This window comes from Microbacterium sp. KU4F (genome assembly GCF_056868075.1).
The window spans coordinates 260,162-286,100 of record NZ_CP200324.1 but is presented as its reverse complement, the minus strand read 5'-3'; the positions used below and the strand labels follow the sequence as shown (position 1 = coordinate 286,100).

At 69.9% G+C, this 25,939-nt stretch carries 24 protein-coding genes; 7 read left to right on the top strand and 17 right to left on the bottom strand.

The genetic code is table 11. The features are described 5' to 3' along the window. Positions 1-24: 24 nt before the first annotated feature. From era to hrcA, 8 genes are read right to left on the bottom strand one after another with little or no spacing between them, the layout of a single operon-like run. On the bottom strand, positions 25-921 hold the full coding sequence (gene era, locus AC1VNH_RS01450; protein WP_483109570.1) for a GTPase Era: 897 nt from the start codon (positions 919-921) through the stop codon (positions 25-27). Beyond that, positions 918-2,228: a hemolysin family protein gene (locus tag AC1VNH_RS01445; RefSeq protein ID WP_483109569.1), complete on the bottom strand. Its 1,311-nt coding sequence runs from the start codon at positions 2,226-2,228 to the stop codon at positions 918-920. The genes era and AC1VNH_RS01445 overlap by 4 nt, the downstream gene beginning before the upstream one ends. After that, positions 2,225-2,701 (bottom strand): rRNA maturation RNase YbeY, encoded by a 477-nt coding sequence (gene ybeY, locus AC1VNH_RS01440; RefSeq protein WP_234072993.1) that lies wholly within the window; start codon positions 2,699-2,701, stop codon positions 2,225-2,227. The genes AC1VNH_RS01445 and ybeY overlap by 4 nt, the downstream gene beginning before the upstream one ends. After that, positions 2,698-3,729 (bottom strand): PhoH family protein, encoded by a 1,032-nt coding sequence (locus AC1VNH_RS01435; protein ID WP_243228218.1) that lies wholly within the window; start codon positions 3,727-3,729, stop codon positions 2,698-2,700. Before AC1VNH_RS01435 ends, ybeY begins: the two co-directional genes overlap by 4 nt. Positions 3,730-3,760: 31 nt before the next feature. After that, positions 3,761-4,108: an HIT domain-containing protein gene (locus tag AC1VNH_RS01430; RefSeq protein ID WP_344230858.1), complete on the bottom strand. Its 348-nt coding sequence runs from the start codon at positions 4,106-4,108 to the stop codon at positions 3,761-3,763. Positions 4,109-4,131: 23 nt separating this feature from the next. Next, positions 4,132-4,869, bottom strand: coding sequence for a 16S rRNA (uracil(1498)-N(3))-methyltransferase (locus AC1VNH_RS01425; RefSeq protein WP_483109568.1), 738 nt, complete (start codon positions 4,867-4,869; stop codon positions 4,132-4,134). A gap of 4 nt (positions 4,870-4,873) precedes the next feature. After that, entirely contained in the window at positions 4,874-5,986 is a 1,113-nt protein-coding gene (gene dnaJ, locus AC1VNH_RS01420) for a molecular chaperone DnaJ (RefSeq protein WP_243227997.1), read from the bottom strand. Between the two features lie 42 nt (positions 5,987-6,028). Then, the gene (hrcA, locus tag AC1VNH_RS01415; RefSeq protein ID WP_483109567.1) at positions 6,029-7,066 is read right to left on the bottom strand and encodes a heat-inducible transcriptional repressor HrcA; all 1,038 of its coding nucleotides are present in this window, start codon (positions 7,064-7,066) and stop codon (positions 6,029-6,031) included. Positions 7,067-7,167: 101 nt separating this feature from the next. Between hrcA and AC1VNH_RS01410 the strand changes: the two genes are divergently transcribed. Further along, positions 7,168-8,583, top strand: a complete 1,416-nt coding sequence (locus tag AC1VNH_RS01410; RefSeq protein WP_483109566.1) for a carboxylesterase/lipase family protein — start codon at positions 7,168-7,170, stop codon at positions 8,581-8,583. Between the two features lies 1 nt (position 8,584). Here AC1VNH_RS01410 and hemW read toward each other — a convergent pair whose 3' ends face one another. The 3 genes from hemW to lepA are packed head-to-tail and all read right to left on the bottom strand — an operon-like array spanning position 8,585 to position 12,345. Beyond that, positions 8,585-9,799 (bottom strand): radical SAM family heme chaperone HemW, encoded by a 1,215-nt coding sequence (hemW, locus tag AC1VNH_RS01405; RefSeq protein WP_483109565.1) that lies wholly within the window; start codon positions 9,797-9,799, stop codon positions 8,585-8,587. Continuing rightward, positions 9,799-10,449 (bottom strand): DUF1990 family protein, encoded by a 651-nt coding sequence (locus AC1VNH_RS01400; RefSeq protein WP_483109564.1) that lies wholly within the window; start codon positions 10,447-10,449, stop codon positions 9,799-9,801. The genes hemW and AC1VNH_RS01400 overlap by 1 nt, the downstream gene beginning before the upstream one ends. 51 nt (positions 10,450-10,500) lie before the next feature. Beyond that, positions 10,501-12,345 carry a translation elongation factor 4 gene (gene lepA / locus AC1VNH_RS01395; RefSeq protein WP_344230867.1) on the bottom strand — a complete coding sequence of 615 codons (1,845 nt, stop codon included), beginning with the start codon at positions 12,343-12,345 and terminating at the stop codon, positions 10,501-10,503. Positions 12,346-12,397: 52 nt separating this feature from the next. On the opposite strand from lepA, the gene AC1VNH_RS01390 reads away from it, so the two are divergent. Continuing rightward, positions 12,398-13,135 carry an alpha/beta fold hydrolase gene (locus AC1VNH_RS01390; RefSeq protein WP_483109563.1) on the top strand — a complete coding sequence of 246 codons (738 nt, stop codon included), beginning with the start codon at positions 12,398-12,400 and terminating at the stop codon, positions 13,133-13,135. A 117-nt stretch (positions 13,136-13,252) separates the two neighbouring features. Further along, entirely contained in the window at positions 13,253-13,513 is a 261-nt protein-coding gene (gene rpsT, locus AC1VNH_RS01385; RefSeq protein ID WP_137416832.1) for a 30S ribosomal protein S20, read from the top strand. Positions 13,514-13,577: 64 nt separating this feature from the next. Here the strand turns inward: rpsT and holA are convergent, their stop codons facing one another. From holA to AC1VNH_RS01360, 5 genes are all read right to left on the bottom strand, one after another. Further along, on the bottom strand, positions 13,578-14,603 hold the full coding sequence (holA, locus tag AC1VNH_RS01380; protein WP_483109562.1) for a DNA polymerase III subunit delta: 1,026 nt from the start codon (positions 14,601-14,603) through the stop codon (positions 13,578-13,580). Next, positions 14,519-16,921, bottom strand: coding sequence for a ComEC/Rec2 family competence protein (locus AC1VNH_RS01375; RefSeq protein WP_483109561.1), 2,403 nt, complete (start codon positions 16,919-16,921; stop codon positions 14,519-14,521). The genes holA and AC1VNH_RS01375 overlap by 85 nt, the downstream gene beginning before the upstream one ends. Then, entirely contained in the window at positions 16,921-17,508 is a 588-nt protein-coding gene (locus AC1VNH_RS01370) for a helix-hairpin-helix domain-containing protein (RefSeq protein ID WP_483109560.1), read from the bottom strand. The genes AC1VNH_RS01375 and AC1VNH_RS01370 overlap by 1 nt, the downstream gene beginning before the upstream one ends. 97 nt (positions 17,509-17,605) lie before the next feature. Then, positions 17,606-20,194: a leucine--tRNA ligase gene (leuS, locus tag AC1VNH_RS01365; protein WP_483109559.1), complete on the bottom strand. Its 2,589-nt coding sequence runs from the start codon at positions 20,192-20,194 to the stop codon at positions 17,606-17,608. A gap of 63 nt (positions 20,195-20,257) precedes the next feature. Further along, entirely contained in the window at positions 20,258-21,541 is a 1,284-nt protein-coding gene (locus AC1VNH_RS01360; RefSeq protein WP_483109558.1) for an anthranilate synthase component I family protein, read from the bottom strand. Positions 21,542-21,583: 42 nt separating this feature from the next. Between AC1VNH_RS01360 and AC1VNH_RS01355 the strand changes: the two genes are divergently transcribed. The 4 genes from AC1VNH_RS01355 to AC1VNH_RS01340 are packed head-to-tail and all read left to right on the top strand — an operon-like array spanning position 21,584 to position 24,912. Beyond that, positions 21,584-22,264, top strand: a complete 681-nt coding sequence (locus AC1VNH_RS01355; RefSeq protein WP_483109557.1) for a DedA family protein — start codon at positions 21,584-21,586, stop codon at positions 22,262-22,264. 4 nt (positions 22,265-22,268) lie between these two features. After that, positions 22,269-23,309 carry an App1 family protein gene (locus AC1VNH_RS01350; protein WP_483109556.1) on the top strand — a complete coding sequence of 347 codons (1,041 nt, stop codon included), beginning with the start codon at positions 22,269-22,271 and terminating at the stop codon, positions 23,307-23,309. Positions 23,310-23,314: 5 nt separating this feature from the next. Beyond that, complete coding sequence (locus tag AC1VNH_RS01345) at positions 23,315-24,022, top strand: SOS response-associated peptidase (protein WP_344230881.1); 708 nt, start codon at positions 23,315-23,317, stop codon at positions 24,020-24,022. Beyond that, a complete protein-coding gene (locus tag AC1VNH_RS01340; RefSeq protein WP_483109555.1) occupies positions 24,019-24,912 on the top strand; it encodes a 3-methyladenine DNA glycosylase in 894 nt (297 codons plus the stop codon). The genes AC1VNH_RS01345 and AC1VNH_RS01340 overlap by 4 nt, the downstream gene beginning before the upstream one ends. A 6-nt stretch (positions 24,913-24,918) precedes the next feature. On the opposite strand, the gene AC1VNH_RS01335 is transcribed toward AC1VNH_RS01340, so the two are convergent. Next, complete coding sequence (locus AC1VNH_RS01335) at positions 24,919-25,926, bottom strand: aldo/keto reductase (RefSeq protein WP_483109554.1); 1,008 nt, start codon at positions 25,924-25,926, stop codon at positions 24,919-24,921. Positions 25,927-25,939: the final 13 nt, after the last annotated feature.

The following is a 25,939-nucleotide window of genomic DNA, read 5'->3' as shown; positions in this document are numbered from 1 at the left end:
TGCGGACAGCTTACACCCGGCGCCTCAGAAGCCCAGGCGCCCCAGCTGCTTCGGGTCGCGCTGCCACTCCTTGGCGACGCGCACGTGAAGGGACAGGTACACCCGGCGACCGAGAAGCTCCTCGATCCCCGCGCGCGAGGCGGCACCCACGTCGCGCAGGCGCTGACCCTTGCGTCCGATGATGATCGCCTTCTGGCTGTCGCGCTCGACGACGATGTCGGCGAAGACATCGGTCAGGTCGGAGTCCTCGCGCTCGGCGATGTCCTGGACGACCACCGCGATGGAGTGAGGGAGCTCCTCACGCGCATCACCCAGGGCGGCTTCGCGGATGATCTCGGCGATGCGGTCCTCCGTGGTCTCATCCGTCACGACGTCCGCGTCGTACAGAGCGGGACCCGTGGGCATGAGAGCGAGCAGCTCGTCGGAGAGCACCACCAGCTGCTCCCCCGTCAGCGCCGAGAGCGGGATGACCGCGTCCCAGTCCTCGCGGAGAGCATCCACCTCGATGAGCCGTTCGGTGATCTGCTCGCGGGATGCGGCATCCGTCTTCGTGACCACGGCGACCTTGCGTGCCCGGGGATAGCCGTTCAGCGACTCCGCGATGCGGCGATCGCCAGGACCGACCTTCTCGGTCGCGGGCGCGCAGAACGCGATCACGTCGACGTCGCCGAGCACGTCCTCGACCAGATCGTTGAGGCGCTGTCCGAGCAGGGTGCGGGGTCGGTGCAGTCCGGGCGTGTCGACGACGACAAGCTGACCGGCGGGCCGGTTCACGATGCCGCGGATGGCGCGGCGCGTCGTCTGCGGCTTCTCGCTCGTGATGGCGATCTTCTCGCCCACGAGTGCGTTGGTCAGCGTCGACTTGCCGACGTTCGGGCGACCCACGAATGTCACGAAGCCGCTGCGGTGCTCGTCGGTCATCGTTCTCCCTTCACCGGCACGGGGATCGAGCCCGTCCGGGTATCCGACTGCGGTTCGGGGGCGCGCTCCACCAGGACCGTCGCGAGACCGCGTCCGCGTCCGCGCGAGGCTCCGCCCGTCAGGTGCAATCCCTCATAGGTGACGCTGGCACCGGGCTGCGGAACCCGGCCCAGCACCTTGCCCAGAAGCCCGCCGACGGAGTCGACCTCATCGTCGTCAAGCTCGAGGCCGAACAGCTCGCCGACCGCATCCAGACCGAGGCGGGCGCTCACACGATAGCGATCGGGACCGAGCTCGACGACCTCGGTCGCCGGGGCGTCGTACTCGTCCGCGATCTCGCCCACGAGCTCCTCGATGACGTCCTCGAGGGTCACGAGGCCCGCGATGCCGCCGTACTCGTCGACGACCATGCACACGTGCACGGCGTCGCGCTGCATCTGCTGCAGCAACGGCTCGACGCGCATCGACTCGGGGACGAAGACGGGGACGCGCGCCAGCTGCGCCACCGACTGGGCGCCCCAGTCCTGCTCGTCGCGGAACGCGCGGCGCACCAAGTCCTTGAGATAGAGGATGCCGCTGACGTCCTCGCCGTCGGCGGTGAGCACGGGGATGCGGGAGACCCCCGTGTCGAGGAAGATCCGTAGCGCCTCTCGCGCCGTGTCGTGCTCGGCGAGCGTGACGAGGTCGGTGCGCGGCACCATGACGGCGCGTACGTAGGTGCCGGTGAACTCGAAGACCGAGTGGATGAGCTCGCGGTCGTCCTCCTCGATGAGGTCGTGCATGGCCGCCTCGTCGACCATGCTGAGCAGCTGCTCCTCGGTGTCGAACGACGCCCCGCGGGCACCACCGGGGGTCACCCGGCTGCTCAACGCGACAAGGCCGTGCGCGAGGGGGCCGAGAAGGATGCGGACGCCGCGGATCACCGGCGCGGCGCCGCGCAGCAGGCCCTCTGCGTGTCGGCGGCCCACCGAGCGGGGGCTGACGCCGACAGCCACGAAGGAGAGGCCCGTCATGAGCACGACGGCTGCCAGGATCGCCCACCAGACGTTGTCGAACAGCTGGTCGAACGCGGCGGTCACGAGTACCGCGGCACCGGTCTCCGCCAGCACGCGGATGAAGGCCACCGCGTTGGCGTGCGCCTCCGGGTCGGCGCTGATGCGGCCGAGCGGTGCGGCGTTGCGTCCGGACCCCGAGAGATCGACGAGGTCCTGTCGCGAGGTGACACCGAACGCCGCGTCGATCGCGGCCATGAGAGCACCGAACGCGATGAGCAGAACGGCCGCGGTCAGCAGCAGCGCAGCGGTCATCCCCGCGCCCTGCGCCGTTCGGCGAGGGTGAAGGCGACGATGAGATCGCGCTGCAGACCGAACATCTCTGCCGCGTCATCGGGCTCGGCGTGATCGAAGCCGAGCAGGTGCAACAGGCCGTGCGTGGTGAGCATGATCAGCTCGTCCTGCATGGGATGCGGCGGCTTCGCCTCGCGCGCCTGGGTCTCGGCGACCTGCGGGCACAGCACGATGTCGCCCAGGAGGCCGGGAGGCGTCGGGGCCTCTTCGGAACCGGGTCGCAGCTCGTCCATCGGGAAGCTCAGCACGTCGGTCGGCCCAGGCTCGTCCATCCACTGCACGTGCAGCGCTTCCATGGCGCCCTCATCGACCAGGAGGATCGCCACGTCGGCATCCGGGCTGATGTGCAGCTCGGAGAAGTTGCTCTCCATGAGTCGCAGCAGCACGGTCTCGTCGACGTCGATGCCGGACTCGTTGGTGATCTCGATCGTCATGAGCGTCCTCGCTTCGGAAGGTGGTCTCGTGCACCGCCGCGCCGCTGGGCGCGATTGGCGAGCTCGCTTGCCTCGTCCCGCTCGCGGCGGGACGCGAGACGCCGCTCGTCGAACTCGGTGTAGGCGTCGACGATCTTGCCGACGAGGGTGTGGCGCACCACGTCGTCGCTGGTGAGGTACGAGAAGTGGATGTCGTCGATGTCTTTGAGCACCCGCGTCACCAAGCGGAGACCCGAGGCGCCCTGCGGCAGGTCGATCTGCGTGATGTCGCCGGTGACCACCATGCGTGTGCCGAACCCGAGGCGGGTGAGGAACATCTTCATCTGCTCGGGGGTGGTGTTCTGCGCCTCGTCGAGAACCACGAAGGAGTCGTTGAGCGTGCGCCCGCGCATGTAGGCGAGCGGCGCCACCTCGATGGTCCCGCTGGCCATGAGCTTCGGGACGAGTTCGGGGTCGAGCATCTCGTTGAGAGCGTCATAGAGCGGACGCAGGTACGGATCGATCTTGTCGGTCAGCGAGCCGGGGAGGAACCCGAGACGCTCGCCCGCTTCGATCGCCGGACGGCTGAGGATGATGCGGCTGACCTCCTTGCGCTGCAGCGCCTGGACGGCCTTGGCCATCGCGAGGTAGGTCTTGCCGGTTCCGGCGGGACCGATGCCGAACACGATCGTGTTGTCTTCGATGGCGTCGACATAAGCCTTCTGGCCGAGTGTCTTCGGTCGGATGACCTTGCCGCGCGACGACAGGATCGCCTCGCCCATGACCTCGGACGGACGCATCCCGCCGTCCGCATCGAGGATGCGGCGCGACGACGCGACGTCGGCGGGACCCAGGTCCTGCCCGCGGCGGGTCATGACGAGCAGTTCCTCCACGAGCGTCTTGGCCGCCGCGACGTCGGCGGCAGAGCCCGAGAGGGTGATCTCGTTCCCGCGCACATGCACATCCACATCCGGATGCTCGCGCTCGACCACGCGCAGGAGGCGGTCCTGCGGTCCCAGCAGCTGCACCATGGCGATGCCGTCGGCCATCAGCTTCTCGACGGCTTCGGGTTGAGGCTGCTCAGGCACCGACACTCCCCTCCGACAGGTCGCCGGCGAGAACGTGCGCGTGCACGTGGAAGACGGTCTGACCCGCGCCGGCGCCGGAGTTGAAGACGAGGCGGAAGTCACCGTCCGCGTGCTCCGCAGCCGCCTTGCCTGCCACCTCGACCATCTCGGCGAGCAGATCGGGCGCGTGCGCCGCCAGCGACACGACATCGCGGTACTCGGGGGTCTTCGGGATCACCAGGAGATGGACCGGAGCCTGGGGCGCGATGTCACGGATGACGAAGACGCGCTCGGTCTCGGCGAGGATCTCCGCGGGGATCTCGCCCTGCAGGATGCGGGTGAACACGGACGGCTCGCTCATTCCTCCAGTCTATGCGCGCGCGTTCACCACCGACCCAGGAGAGCCTCGATGGCGGCGAGGGCGGCGGGTCCTGCGGTGGAGGTGCGCAGGACCCCGTCGCCGAGCCGCACGGGGTGGGCGCCCGCTGCGGCGAACGACTCGAGTTCCGCAGCCTCGATCCCGCCTTCGGGTCCCACGACCAGCAGGATCTCGGGCGCGTCCCGCAGCTCCCGCATCCTGGTGCTGAGGGATTCGGACGCGCCCGGCTCCAGGACGAGCATCGGGGTGACCGCGGCGCGCTGCGCGACCTGCGCGCTGGTGCTCACCTCGCTCACCACCGGCACCCACGCGCGGTGGGCCTGCTTGGCGGCTTCGCGGACGATCTGCGTCCAGCGGGCGCGGCCCTTGACCGCCTTGGCGGCATCCCAGCGCGAGACGCTGCGGGCGGCCTGCCACGGCACGACCTCGGCGATGCCGAGCTCCGTCGCCGCCTGTACCGCCATCTCATCACGGTCGCCCTTGGCGAGAGCTTGCACGAGGACGAGCCGCGGCGCGGGTGGCGGGACGTCCTCGCGGTGACGGATCTCGACCGCCACTTCGCGCGGCGCGACGCTCGTGCACGTCCCCGTCGCCCAGACTCCTCGCCCGTCGCCGATCGTGACCGCCTCGCCGACGCGCACCCGCCGCACCGTCGCGGCATGGTGCGCCTCGGCTCCGGTCAGCACGACCGTGCGGCCGGGCTGGGCGTCGGAGGCGTCGTCGAGGAGAAAGTGCAGCGCCACCGGATCACCCGTTACGGAAGCGGTCGCGGAGCTTCGCGAACAGACCCTGCTGGAACTCGGACAGACGAGGTGCCGGCGCCTTGGTCTTCTTGGCGAACTCCTCGATGAGAGCCCGCTCCTTGTGGTCGAGGCGGGTCGGGGTGACCACGTGCACGCCGATCCTGAGGTCGCCGCGCTGGTTGCCGCGCAGCGGCGTGATACCGCGACCCTTGATCGTCAGCACGTCGCCGGCCTGGACCCCGGCGCGCAGCTCCAGGTCGACGGGGCCGTCCAGCGCCTCGATCCGCGTGGTGGTTCCGAGGATCGCATCGGGCATCGAGACGTCGAGGGTGGCGAGCAGGTCGTCGCCGTCGCGGCTGAACACCTCGTCCGCGGCCACTGTGATCTCTAGGTACAGGTCGCCGTGGGGACCGCCCGCGGGGCCCACCTCGCCGGAGCCGGGAAGCTGCAGCCGCAGGCCCGTCTCGACGCCCGCGGGGATGTCGACCGAGACCGTCCGCCGCGCGCGCACGCGCCCCTGGCCCTGGCAGGTCGCGCAGGGGTACGGGATCGTCGTGCCGTAGCCCTGGCACGTGGCGCACGGCTGGTTCGTGACGACGTTGCCGAGAAGGCTGCGGACCGTGCGCTGCACGTGTCCGCTGCCGTGACAGATGTCGCAGGTGACGGGCGACGTGCCCGGCTGGCAGCACCCGCCCTCGCACGTCTCGCACAGCACGGCGGTATCCACCTCGATGTCGCGATGAGCCCCGAAGATCACTTCCCGCAGCTCGAGCGTCACGCGCACGAGGGCGTCCTGGCCTCGCTCGGTGCGCGAGCGCGGACGCACGCGTCCAGCCCCGCTTCCCCCGCCGAAGAACGTGTCGAAGATGTCGCTGAACCCGCCGAAGCCCTGGGCACCACCGAATCCACCGCTGTCGCCGCCCATGTCGTACCGACGACGCTGCTCACTGTCGCTCAGCACGTCGTAGGCGTGCGTGACGAGCTTGAACCGCTCCGCCGCATCCTCGCCGGGGTTCACATCGGGATGCAGCTGACGCGCGAGCTTGCGGTACGCCTTCTTGATGTCGTCCTGCGATGCGTCGCGAGGCACCCCGAGTACTTCGTAGTGGTCTGCCACTTCAGCCTTCCCGTCCGCGTGACGCGGAATCGTCTCGCGCGCTCAGCGCGCGCGTTCGTCTTCTTCCAGCAGACGGCTCAGGTAGTGAGCCACGGCGCGGACGGCCGCGAGGTTGCTGGAGTAGTCCATCCGAGTGGGGCCGAGCACACCCACGCGCGCCTGCCCTCCGGTCGTGTCGTAATCGCTGGCCACCACGGACGCCTCGACGAGACCGAACGCCTCGTTCTCGCGCCCGATGGATGCGGCGAGCCCCTGCTCGTCGGCCACCATCTCGCCCATGAGACGCAGCAGGGTGACCTGCTCCTCGATCGCTTCCAACAGCGGGTAGATGCTGCCGCGGAAGTCGCCCTCCGCACGAGCGAGGTTGGCCGTTCCCGCCATCACGAGCCGATCCTGGCGGAACTCGTCGAGCTCCTCGCCGACCGTGCGAAGCAGCGCCCCGAGGGCGCGGTCGGCCCGGCTGTCGGTCAGCGTCTCTGCCAGTGCCTGCGCGACCCGTTGCGTGCCCTCGCGTACCGGTCGCCCGGTGACCAGCACCGACACCTGCGCGCGGAGCGTCGCCACATCCGTCTCCTCGAGCGGCTCGGGCGCTGCCATCAGACGCTGCGACACCCGACCGGTGTCGGTGACGAGCACGACGACCAGACGCGAACCGCCGAGGTGGACGAGTTCGACGTGCGTGATGCTCGCGCGCTCGAACGACGGGTACTGCACGAGCGCGACCTGGCCGGTGAGCTGGGTCAGCGCGCGCACCGTCCGTCCGAGCATGTCGTCCAAGTCCGCCGGAGCACCGAGGAACGCCGTGATCGCCGAGCGCTGGGCGCTGGTGAGCGGGCGCAGCTCGGCGAGGTGGTTCACGAAGACGCGGTAGCCCTTGTCGGTCGGCACTCGGCCGGACGAGGTGTGCGGTGCGGTGATCAGCTCCTCGTCCTCGAGCAGCGCCATGTCGTTGCGGATCGTCGCCGCGGACACGCCGAACGAATGACGTTCGACGATCGACTTGCTCCCGACGGGTTCACGCGTCTCGACGTAGTCCTGGACGATCGCTCGAAGCACGTCGAGTCCCCGATCGCTGACCATGCGCACTCCCTCCTGGCACTCGAGGTCTGGGAGTGCCAATTCTAGCGCGCTCGAGCCGCGAGTCTCCGGAAGGCACCCGTAGACTCGCGAGAGGAGGTCGTATGCCGCATCCCGTCGTCCGCACCGAGGCCGGAGCCGTCTCCGGGATCCGCTCCGAGGAGATCGAGCGCTACCTCGGCATCCCCTACGCCGAACCGCCGGTCGGGGCGCGGCGATTCGCCCTCCCCGAGCCCGCCGCAGCGTGGGAGGGTGTGCGCGAGGCCACCGCGTTCGGCCCCACGTCGCCTCAGTCGCCCTACCCGGGCGAGATCGGCAAGCTCCTCCCCTCGACGATCATCCCCGGGGAAGACATCCTGACCGTCAATGTGTGGCGCCCGGAGGATGCCGACGGCGCCGCGGTCATGCTCTGGTTCCACGGCGGAGCGCTGGAGCGAGGCACGGCGGCGATCAGCACGTACGACGGCACCCCGTTCGCCCGCGACGGCGTCGTCTTCGTCTCCGCGAACTACCGGCTGGGGTCCGAGGGGTTCTCCGTCCTGCCCGATGCTCCGCGCAACATCGGGCTCGCCGACGCCGCCGAGGCGCTGCGGTGGACGCATCGCAACATCGCCCGCTTCGGCGGCGACCCCTCTCGGATCACGATCTTCGGCGAGTCCGCCGGCGGAGCCGCGGTCGCTGCTCTCCTGGCGCGCGAAGACCTGCGCCCGCTCGTCGCCGGCGCGATCATCGAGTCGGGACCTCTGGACGCCGCCACGCCCAAGCGCGCCGCCCGGCCCGCGCGCGACATCGCTCGCCGACTCGGAGTCCCCGCCACCGCAGAGAGCTTCCGCGCCGTCTCGCCCCAGCGGCTCGTCGCGACCAGGGATGAACTGACCGCGAACTCGACCCTCATCAAGGCAGCCCCCGGCTTCAACGCGAGCGTCGATCCGACGACGTTGCCGGAGAACCCCCGCCGCGCACTCGTCGACGCCGACATCCCTCTCATCATCGGAACGAACACCGACGAGTACCGGCTGTGGGACACGCCCGCCGCGTTCGCGAAGCTCTCACGGGGCACCTATGCGCTTCTCGCGCTCGCCAAGCGTCTCCCGCGCGGCGTGTGGCGCGCGTATCGGGCGACGTTCCCCGACGCGTCGCCCGGCGAGATCATCGGACAGGTCCTGACCGATCTGGCCGTGCGACAACCGGCCATCGAGGTCGCGCGTGCGCGCCGCGCGCCCACGTTCGTGTACGAATTCGCCTGGGCGAGCCCGGTCCGCGACCTCCGCGCCGCGCATGCCCTCGAGCTCGGCTTCGTCTTCGACGCGCTCGGCGATGAGGGAGCCATCACGATGGCCGGGACGGGCGCTCCGCAGGAGTTGGCCACGCGCATGCACGCCGACTGGATCCGCTTCGCCGAGACCGGCGATCCCGGCTGGCCCACGTTCCGCGACGGCTCGCTCGTGCGCCGCTACGACACCGTGACAGAGGACGCCGCCCTGCCGCGTGCGGCAGTGCTCGTGGCGCTCGACCGCTGACTCAGTCGGTCAGCGCGCGCACGACCGCGTCGGCCAGCAGCCGGCCGCGTCGCGTGAGCACGATGCGACCCCGCAGCGCGGTCGCGCCCTCGACGAGCCCGTCGGCGATGAGCCCGGCCACAGCGCCGCGTCGGTCGGTCGGGACCACCTCGATCGGCAACCCCTCACGGATGCGGGACTCCAGCAGGATGCGCTCGAGCGTGCGAGCCTCCTGGTCGGGGACCTCCCTCGCCGCCGCCGGGGACGACCCCCGCGAGAGCCGCTGCGCGTAGGCGGCCGGGTGCTTCACGTTCCACCATCGGACGCCGGCGACGTGGCTGTGCGCGCCCGGGCCGAACCCCCACCAGTCGGTTCCGCGCCAGTAGGCGAGGTTGTGACGCGAGCGGTGGTCTGCGCCGCGCGCCCAGTTCGACACCTCGTACCAGTCGTAGCCCGCATCCGCCATCGCGTCGTCGACGAGCTCGTACATCTCCGCCTGCAGGTCGTCATCCGGCGCGGGCACTTCACCGGAGCGGATGCGGCGGGCGAGCTTCGTGCCGTCCTCGATGATGAGCGCGTAGGCGGAGAGATGATCCGGCTCCAGCGCCAGAGCCGCATCCACCGACGCACGCCAATCCGACAGAGACTCCCCCGGTGCGCCGTAGATCAGATCGACGCTCACATCGAGGCCCGCCGCGCGTGCTCCCGCGACGGCGGCGGCCACGTTGGCGGGATCATGCGTGCGGTCGAGTGCGGCGAGCACGTGCGGGACGCTCGATTGCATGCCGATCGAGACGCGCGTCACGCCCGCCTGGGCCAGTTCCGCGAGTGACGCGTGCGTGACAGAGTCGGGGTTGGCCTCGACCGTGATCTCGGCGCCCTCGGCGATGCCGAAGCCTTCGCGCACGGCCTGCAGCATCCCGCCCAGCGCCCTCGACGACAACAGCGTCGGGGTGCCGCCGCCGAAGAAGACGGTCTGCGCCGGTCGTGGCACGTCCGCCAGCACCCGGGTCGCCAGGGCGATCTCGCGGCCGAGATCGTCGGGGTAGTCGTCGCGTCGGTGGCCGCGCAGCTCATCGGCCGTGTACGTGTTGAAGTCGCAGTAGCCGCAGCGCACGCGGCAATAGGGCACGTGGACGTAGACGCCGAAATCGGTGCCGACATCCACCACCGTGCCCTCGGGAAGAACTCCGTCGGCGGGTGCGATGTCGCCGTCGGGAAGAACGGATGGGGCCATCAGGCGGGGGTCGTGTACATGGGCGAGATCGCGCGCAGGTACCGGCTGAAGAGCTCACGGCGGCGGCGGCGCACGAGCGCGGGGAGCAGACGGTAGAGCGGTGCCACCGGGCGGTCGAACGCACGAACGGTGAACCAGACCTCGTCGTCGCCGCGCCACTCGATCATGAACGACTCCTCGCCGCTCACCACCGAGTCGCGCACCGTGCCCAATGCGAAGCCGATACGACGCTTCTCCTCGACCACGAAGATCACGCGCAGCTCGGCATCGACGCGGTAGCCGCCGACGCGTCCGCGCACGTGCACCGACGAGCCGGCGGCCACGTACGGCGTTCCGTCGGCGTCGAAGCGCTGGTCGGCGTCCAGGCGGCTGGGCGCGATCGGCTGACCTTCGTCGTCGAAGGACACCCCCGAGTAGCTCGGGTCGGATGCGGGACGCACCTCGGCGATCGAGATGCCGCCGTCGCGCAGGGCTCGCCACGACAGCAGCGCGTCGCCCGCCGAGCGGAATCGCTCCTCACCGCTGCCGAGCTTCCACGACTCCTGCGCCGGAATGCTCTTCTCCGGCGGGTACTGGAGGAGGTCGGGAGCCTGCGTCGCCCCGACGGCGGCGTAGTCGACGGTCTCGTCCCGGAAGGTCCCACGGCGCATGGTCTCCAGCGTACCGAGCCGGCCTGGATGCACGATCCGAATGTGAATCCCCTACTTCTTCGTCTCGACGTCACCCGACAGCGCGGCGATGAACGCCTCCTGGGGCACCTCGACGCGTCCGACCATCTTCATGCGCTTCTTGCCCTCCTTCTGCTTCTCGAGGAGCTTGCGCTTGCGCGTGATGTCACCGCCGTAGCACTTGGCGAGCACGTCCTTGCGGATCGCGCGGATGTTCTCACGCGCGATGATCCGCGCACCGATGGCCGCCTGGATCGGAACCTCGAACTGCTGACGAGGGATGAGCTTGCGCAGCCGCTCGGTCATCATCGTGCCGTACGCGTATGCCTTCTCGCGGTGCACGATCGAGCTGAACGCGTCGACCTTCTCGCCCTGCAGCAGGATGTCGACCTTCACGAGGTCGGCGGTCTGCGAACCGGCGGGTTCGTAGTCCAGGCTCGCGTAGCCCTGCGTACGGCTCTTGAGGTGATCGAAGAAGTCGAAGACGATCTCGCCGAGCGGCATGTTGTAGCGCAGCTCCACGCGGTCTTCGCTGAGGTAGTCCATTCCCAGCAGCGTTCCGCGCCGCGACTGGCACAGCTCCATGACGGTACCGACGTAGTCCTTGGGCAGCAGGATGCCGACCTTGACGACGGGCTCGGAGACCTCGGCCACGCGGCCGTCCGGGTACTCGCTCGGGTTGGTGACCGTGACCGTCTCGCCCGTGTCCGTCATGACCTCGTACGTCACCGACGGCGCGGTCGTGATCAGGTCGAGGCCGAACTCGCGGGAGAGGCGCTCGGTGATGATCTCGAGGTGCAGGAGCCCCAGGAATCCGCAACGGAAACCGAAGCCGAGGGCGACGGAGGTCTCCGGCTCGTACTGCAACGACGCGTCGGACAGCTTGAGTTTGTCGAGCGCCTCGCGCAGCTCCGCGTAGTCGCTCCCATCGATCGGATAGATGCCGGAGAAGACCATCGGCTTCGGGTCGGTGTAGCCGGGCAGAGCGTCGGTGGCGGGCTTGCGATGGTTCGTGATCGTGTCGCCGACCTTCGACTGCCGGACGTCCTTCACACCCGTGATCAGGTATCCGACCTCGCCGACACCCAGGCCCTTGGTGGGAACGGGTTCGGGGCTGGAGACGCCGATCTCGAGCAGTTCGTGGGTGGCCTTCGTCGACATCATCTGGATCCGCTCGCGCGGCTCGAGCTTGCCGTCGACCATCCGGACGTACGTCACGACGCCGCGGTAGGCGTCGTAGACCGAGTCGAAGATCATCGCGCGTGCCGGGGCGGCGGGATCCCCCACGGGTGCGGGAATGCGCTCGACGATCCGATCCAGCAGCGCCTCGACACCCATGCCCGTCTTGCCGCTGACGCGCAGCACGTCCTCCGGGTCGCCGCCGATGAGTCCCGCGAGTTCGGCGGCGTACTTCTCGGGATCCGCCGCGGGCAGGTCGATCTTGTTGAGCACGGGGATGATCGTGAGGTCGTTCTCGAGCGCGAGATACAGATTGGCGAGGGTCTGTGCCTCGATGCCCTGCGCTGCGTCCACCAGGAGGATGGCGCCCTCGCACGCGGCGAGCGATCGGCTCACCTCGTAGGTGAAGTCCACGTGCCCCGGGGTGTCGATCATGTTGAGCGCGTACGTGCCGTTCGCATCCGACCACGGCATGCGCACGGCCTGGCTCTTGATCGTGATGCCGCGCTCGCGCTCGATGTCCATCCGGTCGAGGTACTGCGCACGCATGTCGCGGTCGGCGACGACGCCGGTGATCTGCAGCATCCGGTCGGCCAGCGTCGACTTACCGTGGTCGATGTGGGCGATGATGCAGAAGTTGCGGATCAGCTCGGGCGGAGTCGCGGACGGCTGCAGGGGCTTGAGGGCGCGCGGTGACATGTTCCGTCGATTCTACGGGGAGCAGCCGGCCGCCCGAGCCTAGGCTGGAGCGATGACGGTGCAGGTGGTCCTGGTGCACGGGATCCGTACGTCGGCGTCCATGTGGCGCGCCCAGCGGGAGAGCCTTGAGGCCGCGGGTATCGGTGTGAACGCCGTCGACCTCCCCGGTCACGGAACGCGCATGGCCGAGCCGTTCACCCTTGACGAGGCTTTCGCGACGATCGACCGAGCGGTGCGCGCCTGCGCCGAGCGCGGGCCCGTCCTCATGGTCGGCCATTCGATGGGCGGACTGCTGTGCATCGAATACGCGGGGCAGGTCGATGCCCCGCCGATCGCCGGGTTCATCGCGGCATCCTGCACCGCGGTGCCGCGCGGGCTGGGACTGCGCACCTACCGCGCTCTGGCCCGCGGCTTCGACGCGCTCCCCGATCGGGGGATGCGGCTGACCCAGTACGTGCTCTCCCGAACGCTCCCCGAGCACACCCGCGCCGACTTCGGAGCGGGCGGTTATGCCCTCGACGCCCAGGACGGGGCGCTCGCGCAGCTCGCGCAGCTCGACGTGCTGACGGCTCTCGCCCGCATCCAGGTGCCGCTGTGGTTCGTCAACGGGCAGTACGACCAGCTGCGCGTCAGCGAGCGTCTCTTCCAGCGCATCGCGCCCCACGCGGAGCTCATCGTCATCCCCCGCACAAGCCATCTCGTCTCGGCCATGCGCCCGGAGGTCTTCGACGCCGTCATCGCGCTGGCGATCGCCACGATCGAGGCGGGCGCGAAGGACCCGGTCTGGTAGACTCCTTGTTTGGCTTGCGCGTGAAGGGTTTTCCCGCTCTTCACGACCGCCGCGAAGCGCCCCTCTACCGCTGACCGGCAACTTCCGAGCAGACTCCGAAACGAAAGTTCACGACACGTGGCAAACATCAAGTCGCAGATCAAGCGCAACAAGACCAACGAGAAGGCGCACGAGCGCAACAAGGCCGTCAAGAGCGAGCTGAAGACCGCGGTGCGTCGCACCCGCGAGGCCGTCGCCGGTGGCGACAAGGCCGCCGCCGAGAAGGCGCTCGTCACGGCTACCAAGAAGCTCGACAAGGCCGTCAGCAAGGGCGTCATCCACAAGAACCAGGCCGCGAACCGCAAGTCCGCGATCGCGAAGCAGGTCTCCGCTCTCTGAGCCGCGTCTTCATCGAAGGCCCGTCGCTGGTGCGGCGGGCCTTCGTCGTTGTCGAGGACGGGACTCAGACCGCGTAGGGCGCGCGTGTGGCGATGACGGTGACGAGGCGTTCGAGCGCGAACACCGCGTCGCGAGACGCGCCCTTGACCTCCGCGTCGGCGCGGGCGGTCGCCTGGATCGCGAGGCCCAGCGACTCCTGCGTCCAGCCCGACAGGTCGCGCCGCGCGCGGTCGACCTGCCAATCCTTCATGCCCAGTCGCGTCGCGAGCTGTCGAGAGGGTTCGCGGGTGCCGGCAACGCGTGCCATCGTGCGCAGCTTCATCGCGATCGCCGCGACCATCGGAACCGGGTCGGCACCGGAGTCGAGTGCCTGACGGAGTGCCAGGAGCGCCTCGCCGTAGCGGCCGGCGATCGCCGTGTCGGCGACGGTGAAGGCCGAGGTCTCGACACGCCCGCCGTAATAGCGCTCGACGATCTGTTCGGTGACGTCGCCCTCGACGTCGTTCACCAGTTGCTGGCAGGCCGCGGCGAGCTCGGTCAGGTCGTCGGAGAACGCCCCGACCAGCGCGCGCAGCGCGGCGGGTGCGATGCGCCGACCGGCCTCGCGGAACTCACTCGCCGCGAAGTCGTACCGATCGGAATCGCGTTTGATCGCCGGACAGGCCACCTCGACTCCCCCGCCGGATCCGGCACGGATCGCTTCGAGGAGCTTCTTGCCGCGCACGCTCGCACCGGTGTGACGCAGCACGACCGTCGCTCCATCCTGCGGGTTCTCAAGGTAGGCCAGGGCTTCCGCGAGGAAGGCATCGGAGCACTTCTCGACGCTGCGGATGCGCACAAGTCGCGGCTCCCCGAACAGCGAAGGCGCACTGACGGCCAGGAGAGTTCCGGCGGTGTAGTCCGACGCGTCGATGTCGGAGATCTCCAAGCTCGGATCCTCTGCGCGCAGGTAGTCACGGAGCCGCGCGGTCGCCCGCTCCGCGCAGACCTCCTCGGGTCCCGAGATCAACACGATCGGCGCCGGCTCCGGGGTCCGCCACGACTGCTGCGGGATCGCGCTGCGCGTCGGGGTGGGCTTTCGGGTCGCCATCCCCCCAGCCTACCGAGGGCGGCCGACGCCGCATCCGCCCGCTCGCGCCAGAGCGTCGTACGCCCGTCGCTCAACCCCACCAGGATGAGCCCGTCCCGATCCGTGCGCGCCACGGTCGCGCCCTGAGCCGTCAGGATGTCGAGGATCTCCGCTCGTGGGTGCCCGTAGTCGTTGTCAGCCCCCACGCCGATCAGTGCGAGCGCCGGGGCGGCCTGACGCTGCAGCCCCGCATCCTGATCGGCCGAACCGTGATGCGCGACCTTGAGGACCTCGTACGGCCCGCGCAGCTCTCCTCTCGCGCGCAGCGCCCGCTGCGCATCGGCGCCGAGATCCCCGAGCAGGAGCGTGCGCGGCACGTCGCCGCCCCCGACCTCCACGACGATGCTCGCGTCGTTGCCCGGTGTCACGGCATCCGCCGGCGGCCACACGACCCGCCATCGCGCAGCCCCCAGCGCGCCGCCCATCCCCGCCGTTGCGGCGACGACATCCTGCGCACCGGCGGAGAGGACGCGGGCGGTGTCACGCTCGTCGGCCGGACCGTGCAGCAGGAGACCGACGTCGGCGGGCATGCCGTCGAGCCCGCCGACGTGATCGGCGTCGAAGTGGGTCAGCACCAGCAGGTCGATCCGTCCGATCCCCAGCCTCTCGAGACAGGACGCGAGCGCCTCAGGCTCCGGGCCGGTGTCGACGAGCATGACCGCGCCCGCCGAACGGACGACGGCAGCGTCTCCCTGACCCACGTCGCACATCGCGATGCTCCAGTCCTGCGGCGTCGTCATCGGAACGACGACGGACTCGACCACGAGGATCCCCGCCATTGCCGCGGCAACGGCTGCAGTCATGAGGGCCGAGAGTGCGCGGCCGAGGCGAGCGACGCGTGTTCGTCCCGGCGGGAGCAGGAGGATTGTGCCGGCGGCCGTCACCACGACCAGGCCGACGAGCCCGGGCAAGCCCTCCGCCCACGGGAGGGTCCGTGCGGGCAGCGCGTCTACAGCACCCGCGATCCCGGCGATCCACGCCGCAGGCAGCCACGTGAGTGCGGTCAGCCCTGCTTGCAACACGGGCACGGGACCCGCGAGGCACGCGGCCAACCCGAGTACGGTGGCGACCGGCGCGGCGGGTGCGGCGAGGAGGTTCGCCGGCACCCCATAGACGGCGACACCGGGGCTGACGAGCACGATGAGAGGGCTGCACACGCGCTGCGCCGACAGCGGCACAGCCAGCGCGAGAGCGAGCGATGCGGGCAGGAACCTGCCCAGCCCTCGCGCGAGCGGCGGCGCCAGCACGAGGAGTGCACCCGTCGCCGCGACCGACAGCGCGAACCCCAGCGACAGAGCCAGCCACGGATCGGCGGCCAACAGCACGCACACAGCGAGGGCGAGCAGAGCGAGCCCACTCCCCCGCCGCCCGAGCAGCAACGCGAGCATCGCGACCGCGGACATCGTCGCCGCGCGGACGACGCTGGGCTCGGGCGTCACCAGCACGACGAACCCCGCGAGCGTCAAGAGTCCGGCGGCCACGCGGCCCGCCCGACCAAGACCGCACCGAGCCGCGAGGAGGAAGGCGAGCCCGACGACGATGGCACAGTTCGCCCCCGAGACGGCGGTCAGGTGGGTGAGGGATGCGGCACGCATCTGCTGCTCCAGCGCAGCGTCGACGCCGCCGGTGTCTCCGACCGCGAGGCCGGGAATGAGGCCCGCGGCGGGCGCAGGCAGTCCTTCCGTCGATGCCGCGAGACGTAGCCGCAGCCACGCGGATGCGGCCGCGATCCCGCTGGGCGCTCGAACCAGCACGACGCTCTCCGCGCGCACGACGAGCACGGCGCGTTCCCCGGGATCGGCAGCGAACGCCGCGCCCTCGATCCGCACGACGGCGCCGATCTCGGCCCCGTCGGGATGCTCGGACATCAGAATCGTCACCGGCACTCCGCCGGGGAGGGGCTCTCGTCCGGCAGACACCGAAACCGCCACCGAATCCGTTCGGAAGCCGAGTGAGGTCGTCTCGACCTTGCCCACGATCGCGAACTCGCCGTTCATCCGATGGCCGTCGCCGATCTCGATCGCCACCTGGCGGGGCGGCTCCTGTACCGCCACCGACACCGCCGGAATCGCCGCGAGGAGCAGGGCGAGCGTCGCCAGCGTCCACGTCCGAGTCGGGTTCTGCCGCGTGACGAGCGCAGCTATGGCTGCGGTCGCCACAGCGGCTCCGCCGCACAGCATCGCCAGACCGGACGCCATCGCCGGTTGAGTGATCGCCGCGACCGCGACGATCCAGCAGAGGGCCGCAGCGGGAACGAGCCGCCAGGCGCGCGCGTCCATCACACCCTCACGAGGTCGCGCAGGCTCGCGAGCATCTTCTCGCCGATGCCGGGCACGCCCAGCAGATCGTCCACACTCGTGAACCGGCCGTTCTGCTCCCGCCAGTCCACGATTCGCTGCGCGATGGCAGGTCCGACGCGTGGCAGCTCGTCGAGTTGGTCCACCCCGGCGGTGTTCAGATTGATCGGGCCGCCATCCAAGCCTTCGGCCCCGGTCGCGCCTGCCGGAGGTGCCTGCCCGACCTCGAGCACGACGAGCTGCTCCCCGTCGCTCAACGGCCGGGCAAGGTTCACCGCGGCGGTGTCCGCGTTCTCACCGAAACCGCCCGCCGCCGAGATCGCATCGGCGACCCGTGATCCTGCTGCCAGGACATAGAGCCCAGGCTCTGTCACCGCGCCGGAGACGTGAACGTAGACCTCGGCGACCTCGACTGCCGCCGTGGGCGTCGCCACCGGTGCCGGCGGCGGGACCGCCGCACTCCGGAACACCCCCACCACGACCGTCACGGCCAACACGAGCAATGCCAGCACGATGACGGCGCCGACCCCCAGACGCACACGTCCTGAGGCATCGGATGCGGGCTTCACACGCCCACGCTAGGAACCCGCACCCTTCGCCCGAACGAGGGAACCCCCGCGGTGTGCATGCACCGCGGGGGTTCGTCCGATGGGGAGAGCAGCTCGCTCAGCGCGTGCTGAAGCTCACGACCTTCGGCGGCCGCACGATCGCCCGCACGATCTCACGCTCACCGAGCGCGCGCTGGACGCGCACGTCCTCGCGCGCCAGGCGCTCGAGCTCCTCGCCGCCGATCTTGGCCGACACCTCCAGCGTCGCGCGCACCTTGCCGTCGATCTGGACGACGGCGGTGATGGTGTCCTCGACCAGCAGCGTTCCGTCGGGCTGACGCCAGGACGCGAGACCGACCGAGGGCTCATAGCCCAGCTGGGACCACATCTCCTCCGCCGTGTGCGGCGCGAACAGGTCGAGGATCATCGCCGTGGCCTCGGCGGCCTCGCGCACCGCGGGGTCCGCCGCGCCCGCGCCGGAGTCGATCGTCTTGCGCGTGGCGTTGACGAGCTCCATGAGGCGTGCGACGACGACGTTGAACTTCGTCTGCTCGATGAGGGAGGGCGCATCGGCCCACAGCCGGTGCGTGACGCGGCGCAGCGCCACATCACCCTCGGCCCAGACCGCATCCGTCGGGCTGGAGACCTCGCCCGCGATGCGCAGCGCACGCGCGAGGAACTTCGTCGCGCCGGTCGTCGAGACGTCCTTCCAGTCCTTGTCGTCTTCGACCGGGCCGGCGAAGGCGAGTCCGACGCGCAGCGCATCGGCACCGTGGGCGTCGAGCTCGTCCTGGAACAACACGAGGTTGCCCTTGCTCTTGGACATCTTCGCGCCGTCGAGGATGACCATGCCCTGGTTGATCAGACTGGAGAAGGGCTCGGTGAAGTCGACGTAGCCCATGTCGTAGAGCGCCTTGACGATGAACCGGGCGTACAGCAGGTGCAGGATCGCGTGCTCGACGCCGCCGATGTAGAAGTCCACCGGCGCCCACTTCGAGGCCTCACGACCCGAGAAGGCGGCGTCGGGGTCACCCGGCGACAGGAAGCGCAGGTAGTACCAGGAGCTGTCGACGAAGGTGTCCATCGTGTCGGGGTCGCGACGCATGGGCTCGCCGGTCTCCGGGTCGCTCGCCTGGACCCACTCGGTGGCACCGCCCAGCGGCGAGGTGCCCTGCGGCAGCAGATTGAGCCCCTCGGGGTCGGGAAGACGCACCGGCAGCTGGTCGTCGGGCACCGGAACGATGCGGCCGTCTTCGCCGTGCAGCATCGGGATGGGGGTGCCCCAGAACCGCTGGCGGGAGATCAGCCAGTCGCGCAGGCGATAGGTCTTGGCCGCGCGGCCCGTCCCTGCCGCCGTCAGCTCCTCGATCGCGCGTGCGATCGCGTTGCGCTTGCTGAGGCCGTTGAGGCTGCCCGAGTTGATGAGGCGGCCGTCTCCGCTGAGCGCGACACCGGTGCGTACCGGGTCGATGTCGTCGAGGGTGTCGGCGCCCTCGAACGGGTCGATCGGGTTGCCGTCGGCGTCGAGCTCGATGACCGGCACGGCGCCGGTGATCGGCGCCGTCGTGTCGACGACGATCTTCACGGGCAGATCGAACGCACGCGCGAAGTCGAGGTCGCGCTGATCGTGCGCGGGCACGGCCATGACCGCACCGTGACCGTAGTCGGCCAGGACGTAGTCGGCCGCCCAGATCGGCAGGCGCTCCCCGTTGATGGGGTTGATCGCGTAGCGGTCGAGGAACACGCCGGTCTTCGGCCGGTCTGCATTCTGACGCTCGACATCCGTTGTCTGCTGCACCTGCGACAGATAGGTCTGGAAGCGCTCGCGCGCCTCCGGGCCGGCGCCGGCGGCGAGCTCGGCTGCCAGGTCGGAGTCGGGCGCGACGACCATGAAGGTGGCACCGTGCAGCGTGTCGGGACGCGTGGAGAACACCGTGACCTTCTCGGCGCGCCCCTCGATCTCGAAGTCGATGTCGGCGCCGACGGAGCGGCCGATCCAGTTGCGCTGCATCTGGATGACCTTGTGCGGCCAGAAGCCCTCGAGCTGGTTCAAGTCATCGAGCAGCCGGTCGGCGTAGTCGGTGATGCGGAAGTACCACTGGGTCAGCTTCTTCTTGACGACCAGGGCGCCGCAGCGCTCGCAGTGCCCGTCGATGACCTGCTCGTTGGCCAGCACCGTCTGATCGTGCGTACACCAGTTGACCGGGCTCTCCTTGCGGTACGCCAGGCCCCGCTCGTAGAGCTTCTGGAACAGCCACTGGTTCCAGCGGTAGTACTCCGGGTCGCTGGTGTGCAGGACGCGACTCCAGTCGAAGGAGACGCCGTAGGCCTTGAGGCTCTCCTTCTGCTGGGCGATGTTGTCGTACGTCCAGGTGACCGGGTTCGCGCCGCGCTTGATGGCGGCGTTCTCGGCGGGAAGCCCGAAGGAGTCCCATCCGATCGGATGCAGCACGTTGTAGCCGCGGTGACGCCAGAATCGGGCGACGATGTCCGAGTAGAGGTAGTTCTCGGCGTGGCCCATGTGCAGGTCGCCAGAGGGGTACGGGAACATCGCGAGCACGTACTTGCGCGGGCGGGTGTCGTTCTCACCGCCGGCGCGGAAGGGGTCGCTTTCCGCCCAGCGCTGCTGCCACTTGTCCTGGATGGCGTGGGCGTCGAAGCCGCCGTCGGCGGACGCGCCTGCGGTGTCGGTCGAGGTCGTAGACACAGAGGGACCAATCGTGGAGTGTCGGGAAGGTGCGCAAGGCGCAAATTTCAGGATACCCGACCCCTAACCACCCCAGTCGGCCGGGAGCCTCGCGCCCGCCGCCCGCAGGGGCGCCGTGGCCTTCAGCGCCACCTCCGCGACCTCGGCGTCGACGTTCGAGGACCAGGTGATCCCGCCTCCCGCACCTACGTACGCGCCGCCGGGGTGCACGACGAGCGTGCGGATCGTCATGGCCAGATCGAACGCGCCGTCATCACCCACCCAACCGGCGCATCCGGAGAAGGCGCCCCGGGGCGCACCCTCGATGTCGTGCAGCAGCGTCATCGCCGACAGCTTGGGCGCCCCGGTCATGCTGCCCGCGGGAAAGACCGCCGCGAGCATCTCCCCCAGGGTCACGCCCGGATGCGGCACGCCGCTGACCGAGCTCACGAGTTGGTGCACGCGCGGATACGTCTCGACCTCCAGCAGGCGGTCGACACTCACCGTGGCCGGATCGCACACCCTCGCCAGATCGTTGCGCATGAGGTCGACGATCATGACGTTCTCGGCGCGCTCCTTCGGGTCGGCCGCGAGGTCGGCGGCAAGGCGGGCGTCCGCCTCGGGGGTGGAGCCGCGCGGGCGCGTCCCCTTGATCGGATGCGTGCTCACGCGGCCGTCGCGACCGACCAGGAACCGCTCCGGGCTCGCCCCGGCCAGCGCGATCCCGCCGCTTCGCAGCAGGAGTCCGTGGTGCGAAGGCGTGTCGGCACGCAGCGCCGCGTAGGCGTCGAGCGCATCGACCTCGCCGGCAACGTCGAAGCGCGTCGTCAGGCACAGGAGGTAGGCGTCCCCGCGACCGATGGCCGCGATGGCCTTTCGGATGTCGTCGGCGTACCGGAGCGCGTCGACCCTCGCGATCGCCGCGCCCCGCTCGGGCACCACGACCGGAGCGACCGGAGGCCCCGACACGATGCGTTCCGCCCAGGCCTCGGCGTCCTCGCCGCTGACCCAGGTCGCGCCGGCGGCGTGATCGACGGTCACGAGCGTGCGTACCCTCATCCAGCTCTCGCGCGGCATCTCGTCGGATGCCACCGGCGCGCCCGCCGCATCCGCTCCGCTCTCGTACGACAGCCATCCCACCCAGCCGCTCCGGAACGGGCCGGCGGGATGCGGTGCGGCCGTGCGCGCGGGGACCTGCAACGCACGGACATCGTCGCCGTCGACGGGGATGCCGTATCCGATCCAGCTGTAGCCGGTGTCGGCACCGGGCCCTGCATCCAGCCAGAACGTATGGTCGTGCTCGGCGAAGAGTGCATGGACGGCGGCGGGATCGTTCGCGCCGTGCACGCGGATGGGAGCAGCGGGCACGCTCCCAGGCTAGCGACACTGCGAGCCTCTAGGCTCGACGCCGTGAACGATCTGCTCACCGCGATCCTCGATGCCGTGCGCGAGGTCGATCCGGTACTGCGCGTCGTTCTCGCCGGCGTCGCGATCATGCTGGAGACCAGCGTCCTGGTCGGACTGATCGTTCCGGGTGACACGATCGTGATCGTCGCGGGAACCGCCGTCGCCACACCCGTGCAGGGCGTCGTCCTGGGCGCAGCCGTCGTCATCGGTTCACTGGCGGGCGAGACACTCGGCTACATCCTCGGTCGTTATCTGGGGCCGTGGTTGCGCCGGTCGCGTCTCGGGCGCCGCATCGGCGAGGAGAACTGGGCCAGGTCGGAACGCTATCTCGAGCGTCGCGGCGGGCCCGCCATCTTCCTGTCGCGCTTCCTGCCCGTGCTGCACTCGCTCGTGCCGTTGACGGTCGGCATGGCGCGCTTCCCCTATCGGCGGTTCCTCGCCTGGACGGCGCCGGCGTGCATCATCTGGGCGAGCCTCTACATCGGTGTCGCGGCCGCCGCTGCGGGTACGTACCGCGAACTGTCGGAGCGCATCCATTACGCGGGCTACATCTTCGTGGCCATCATCGTGGTTTTCGTCGTTCTCGTGTTCGCGGGCAAGAAGATCATCGAGCGGGTCGAGCGTCGGCACATGACCGATCCCGAGTCCACCCCGGAGCCCCGGGCGACGGACGTGGAAGACTGAGGGCGTGGCCGAATCCCGTCGTCCGACCCGTTCCGACAAGATCCTCTGGATCGCCCGACTCGAGCGCCGATTTCACGCGTGGCGTGAACGGGGCGCCCGTCGTCGTGGGCGCACGCCGTCGGTGGCGGCCTTTCCCGGCTACGGTTCGCAGCGCTGGGTGCGGGTGCTCGCGCGCGTGGTGATCCCCCCGGTCGGACGGGACAAGGGCGAGTACGCGGGCATCCGCGGGTGGCGCAGCTTCGCCGCGATCCCGGTCGCGTACGGCCAGGTGCGGGTCATGGTGGGCGGCGAGCCGCACGACGTCGTCGCCGACCGCGGCGGTGTGGTGGACGTGGTGCTGCCGGTGAGTCTGGAGCCCGGGTGGCAGACGCTCACGGCGCAGGTCGAGGGCGGTCAGACCACCACGCTGCGGGTGTTCATCGTCTCCGACGGTGCCAGGTTCGGTGTCGTGAGCGACATCGACGACACCGTCATGGTGACCGCCATCCCGCGTCCGATGCTCGCCGCCTGGAACTCCTTCGTCCTCAACGAGCACGCCAGACAGCCCGTGCCCGGGATGTCCGTGCTGCTCGAGCGCGTGACGCGCGAGAATCCCGGCGCTCCCCTCGTCTACCTCTCGACGGGCTCGTGGAACGTCGCCCCGACGCTGACCCGGTTCCTTCGCCGGCATCTCTTCCCCTCCGGCGCCATGCTGCTGACCGACTGGGGCCCGACGCATGACCGGTGGTTCCGGAGCGGCCCCGCCCACAAATCGACCAACCTCAATCGACTGGCGCAGGAGTTCCCCGACATCCGCTGGCTGCTCATCGGAGATGACGGACAGGCCGACGACGCCATCTACACGGAGTTCGCGGGGATGCATCCCGCCAACGTCGCTGCGGTCGCGATCCGCCGACTGACGTCGGCCGAGGCGGTCCTCGCCGGCGGCCGGACGGCCGTCAATGATCACTCGGCCGCAGGCGTGCCGTGGGTCAGCGGCGAGGACGGAGCCGAACTGCTCGACCGCCTCGAAGAGGCCGGTGTCGTGCGCCCCGGCGTAGGCTGACCGGCATGTGTGGTCGATTCGTCGTCGCCAACGTCGCGTCGGAGCTCGTCGGAGTGCTTCGCGTCGACACGATCAACCCCTCGCTTCCCGGGCCGTCCTACAACGTCGCGCCGATGAGCACGGCGGCGATCGTGCTGGACTCCGCCAAGACCGAGCCGCCCACGCGGCGGCTCGAGCCCGCGAGATGGGGGCTGGTGCCGGCGTGGGCGAAAGACCCGAAGATCGGTGCCCGCGCCTTCAACGCCCGCGCGGAAGAGCTCGAAGACAAGCCCATGTTCCGCGGCGCGCTCATCAAGCGCCGCGCGGTCGTCCCGACGACCGGCTACTACGAGTGGAAGCAGCTCGCCGACGGCAAGGAGCCGCACTTCATCCATCCGGCCGACGATTCGCCGCTGTTCCTCGCGGGGCTGTACGAGTGGTGGAAGGACCCGAGCAAGGCCGATGACGACCCCGATCGCTGGCTGCTGAGCTTCACCATCCTCACGCGTGACGCAATCGGAGCGCTCGGTTCGATCCACGATCGGATGCCCCTGTTCCTCGACGCCGACTTCGCCGATGCGTGGCTCGACACCGACACCGAGAACGTCGGCGACATCCTGGATGCCGCGATCGACGCGGCTCCCGACCTCGCCGAGACCCTCGAGACGCGGGTGGTCTCCTCCGCCGTCGGCAACGTGCGCAACGACTCCCCCGCGCTGATCGACCCCGCGTGAGCACCGCGTCACCCCTGCTCGCACCGCAGACCGTTCTCGGCCCCGACGACTGGCGTGCCCGCGAGAGTGCTCACGCCGCGCGGGCCGATGCGCTCACGGCCGGACGTCGCGCCCGGGCCGCTCGGGGCGAGACCCATCCCGTCGAGGATTTCCTCTTCACCTACTACGGCTATAAGCCGGCGCTGCTGCGCCGGTGGCATCCGGGCGCGACCTACGCCCTGGCGGACGCGGCACAGGAGGCTCGCGCCGAGTGGCGCTGGTACATCCGCGACGAGAACGACTCCCTCACGGTCGATGTTCGCGCCTTCGCCGCTGAGAAGCGCCTGCTGCTGACCGGCGTCGCCGCGATCCTCGAGGGCGCCCGCGGACGGAGCGCGCAGTACGGATGCTTCGGCATGCACGAGTGGGCGATGCTCTACCGCGCCCCCGCGGCACGCCACGCCGTGCCGCTGCGACTGGGATCGGCGGGTACCGATGACGTCGTCGAGTCCCACGAGTTGCGCTGCACCCACTTCGACGCCTTCCGCTTCTTCACCGCGGATGCGGCACCTCGCAACCGTGCACCGCTCGAACGCGCCACCCAGGCCGCGAACGAACAGCCGGGCTGCCTGCACGCGGGCATGGATCTCTACAAATGGGCGGTCAAGCTCGGTCCGCTGGTGCCGGGCGAGACACTGTTGGACGCCTTCGAGCTCGCGCGCGATATCCGGGCGCTCGACATGCGCGCCTCGCCGTACGACCTGCGCGGCTGGGGCTACGAGCCCGTGGCCGTGGAGACGACGGAAGGCAAGGCCGTCTACGTCGCCGAACAACGGGCGTTCACGCGGAGAGCGCAGCCGCTGCGCGAGCAGCTGCTGGCGCGCGTGCGCTGCGCCCTCGCGGCCGGTTGAGGCCTGTCAGCGCCGACGCTGCTTCGGATCGGTCAGCGCCGGCACGTCCGTGAGGTAGTCGGCGGGGAGGGTCTCGGTTCCCGGCGCCGCAATCGCATCGATGGCGTCGAGCACGTCGTCGGAGAGGACGTGCTCGGTGGCCGCGATCAGATCCGCCAGCTGTTGCGGTGTCCGAGGGCCGACGATGACGGCGGTGACCGCCGGATGCGCACGGACGAAGGCCGTTGCGAGGTGCGGCAACGTGAGGCCGGCCTGCGAGGCCACGTCCTGCAGTTGCTCGACGATCCGCCACCGCCGAGCGTTCTCCGGCTCATTCCGGTCGAACATGGCCGGGCTGAGTCGGGCGCGACTGTTCTCAGAGAGGGCGCGACCGCTGAGCCAGCCGTTCGCGAGCGGGCTGAAGGTGACGACGCCCATGTCGTACCGGCGAGCCGTGGGAAGCACCGCGGCCTCGACCCGTCTGTTCAGGATCGAGTAGCGGGCCTGCTCCGTGACGAAGCGGGAATGGCCTCGCTGCTGGGCGACCCACTGCCCCTCGACGATCTTCTCGGCCGGGAACATGGAGTGCCCGAATGCTCGAATGAGTCCCTCGCGACGCAGATCGGAGAGCGCCCCGAGCGTCTCGTCGAGATCTGTGTTCCAGTCGTAGCGATGCAGCTGATACAGGTCGATGTAGTCCGTGCCGAGTCTTCGGAGACTCGCTTGGACCGCCCTTCGGATCCATCGCGGGGACGCACCTCGACGGTTCGGGTCTTCGACATCGGGCAGGCCGAACTTCGTCGCCAGGACGACCTCATCACGGCGGTCCGCGATCGCGGCGCCGACGAGGCGTTCGGACTCCCCGTCGCCGTAGCGATCCGCCGTGTCGATGAGGGTGACCCCGGCGTCGATGGCGGTATGGATCATCCGCGTCACTTCGCCGCGGTCCGTGTTGCCGAAACCGCCGAAGTTCATCGTCCCGAGGGCGGTTTCGGACACCGAGATCCCCGTCGCCCCCAAGTACCTGCGTTGCATGTCGTCGTCCTCT

Excerpts from the sequence above, each read along its gene's own strand:
- hrcA (WP_483109567.1), bottom strand. The coding sequence starts at position 7,066 with ATGGTCAGCGATCGGGGACTCGACGTGCTTCGAGCGATCGTCCAGGAC.
- AC1VNH_RS01375 (WP_483109561.1), bottom strand. The coding sequence starts at position 16,921 with ATGGACGCGCGCGCCTGGCGGCTCGTTCCCGCTGCGGCCCTCTGCTGG.
- AC1VNH_RS01400 (WP_483109564.1), bottom strand. The coding sequence starts at position 10,449 with ATGCGCCGTGGGACCTTCCGGGACGAGACCGTCGACTACGCCGCCGTC.
- AC1VNH_RS01390 (WP_483109563.1), top strand. The coding sequence starts at position 12,398 with ATGACGGTGCAGGTGGTCCTGGTGCACGGGATCCGTACGTCGGCGTCC.
- AC1VNH_RS01435 (WP_243228218.1), bottom strand. The coding sequence starts at position 3,729 with ATGGCCGACGGCATCGCCATGGTGCAGCTGCTGGGACCGCAGGACCGC.
- lepA (WP_344230867.1), bottom strand. The coding sequence starts at position 12,345 with ATGTCACCGCGCGCCCTCAAGCCCCTGCAGCCGTCCGCGACTCCGCCC.
- AC1VNH_RS01335 (WP_483109554.1), bottom strand. The coding sequence starts at position 25,926 with ATGCAACGCAGGTACTTGGGGGCGACGGGGATCTCGGTGTCCGAAACC.
- holA (WP_483109562.1), bottom strand. The coding sequence starts at position 14,603 with ATGGCGACCCGAAAGCCCACCCCGACGCGCAGCGCGATCCCGCAGCAG.
- hemW (WP_483109565.1), bottom strand. The coding sequence starts at position 9,799 with ATGGCCCCATCCGTTCTTCCCGACGGCGACATCGCACCCGCCGACGGA.
- AC1VNH_RS01445 (WP_483109569.1), bottom strand. The coding sequence starts at position 2,228 with ATGACCGCTGCGCTGCTGCTGACCGCGGCCGTTCTGCTCATCGCGTTC.
- AC1VNH_RS01410 (WP_483109566.1), top strand. The coding sequence starts at position 7,168 with ATGCCGCATCCCGTCGTCCGCACCGAGGCCGGAGCCGTCTCCGGGATC.
- AC1VNH_RS01430 (WP_344230858.1), bottom strand. The coding sequence starts at position 4,108 with ATGAGCGAGCCGTCCGTGTTCACCCGCATCCTGCAGGGCGAGATCCCC.
- era (WP_483109570.1), bottom strand. The coding sequence starts at position 921 with ATGACCGACGAGCACCGCAGCGGCTTCGTGACATTCGTGGGTCGCCCG.
- AC1VNH_RS01345 (WP_344230881.1), top strand. The coding sequence starts at position 23,315 with ATGTGTGGTCGATTCGTCGTCGCCAACGTCGCGTCGGAGCTCGTCGGA.
- ybeY (WP_234072993.1), bottom strand. The coding sequence starts at position 2,701 with ATGACGATCGAGATCACCAACGAGTCCGGCATCGACGTCGACGAGACC.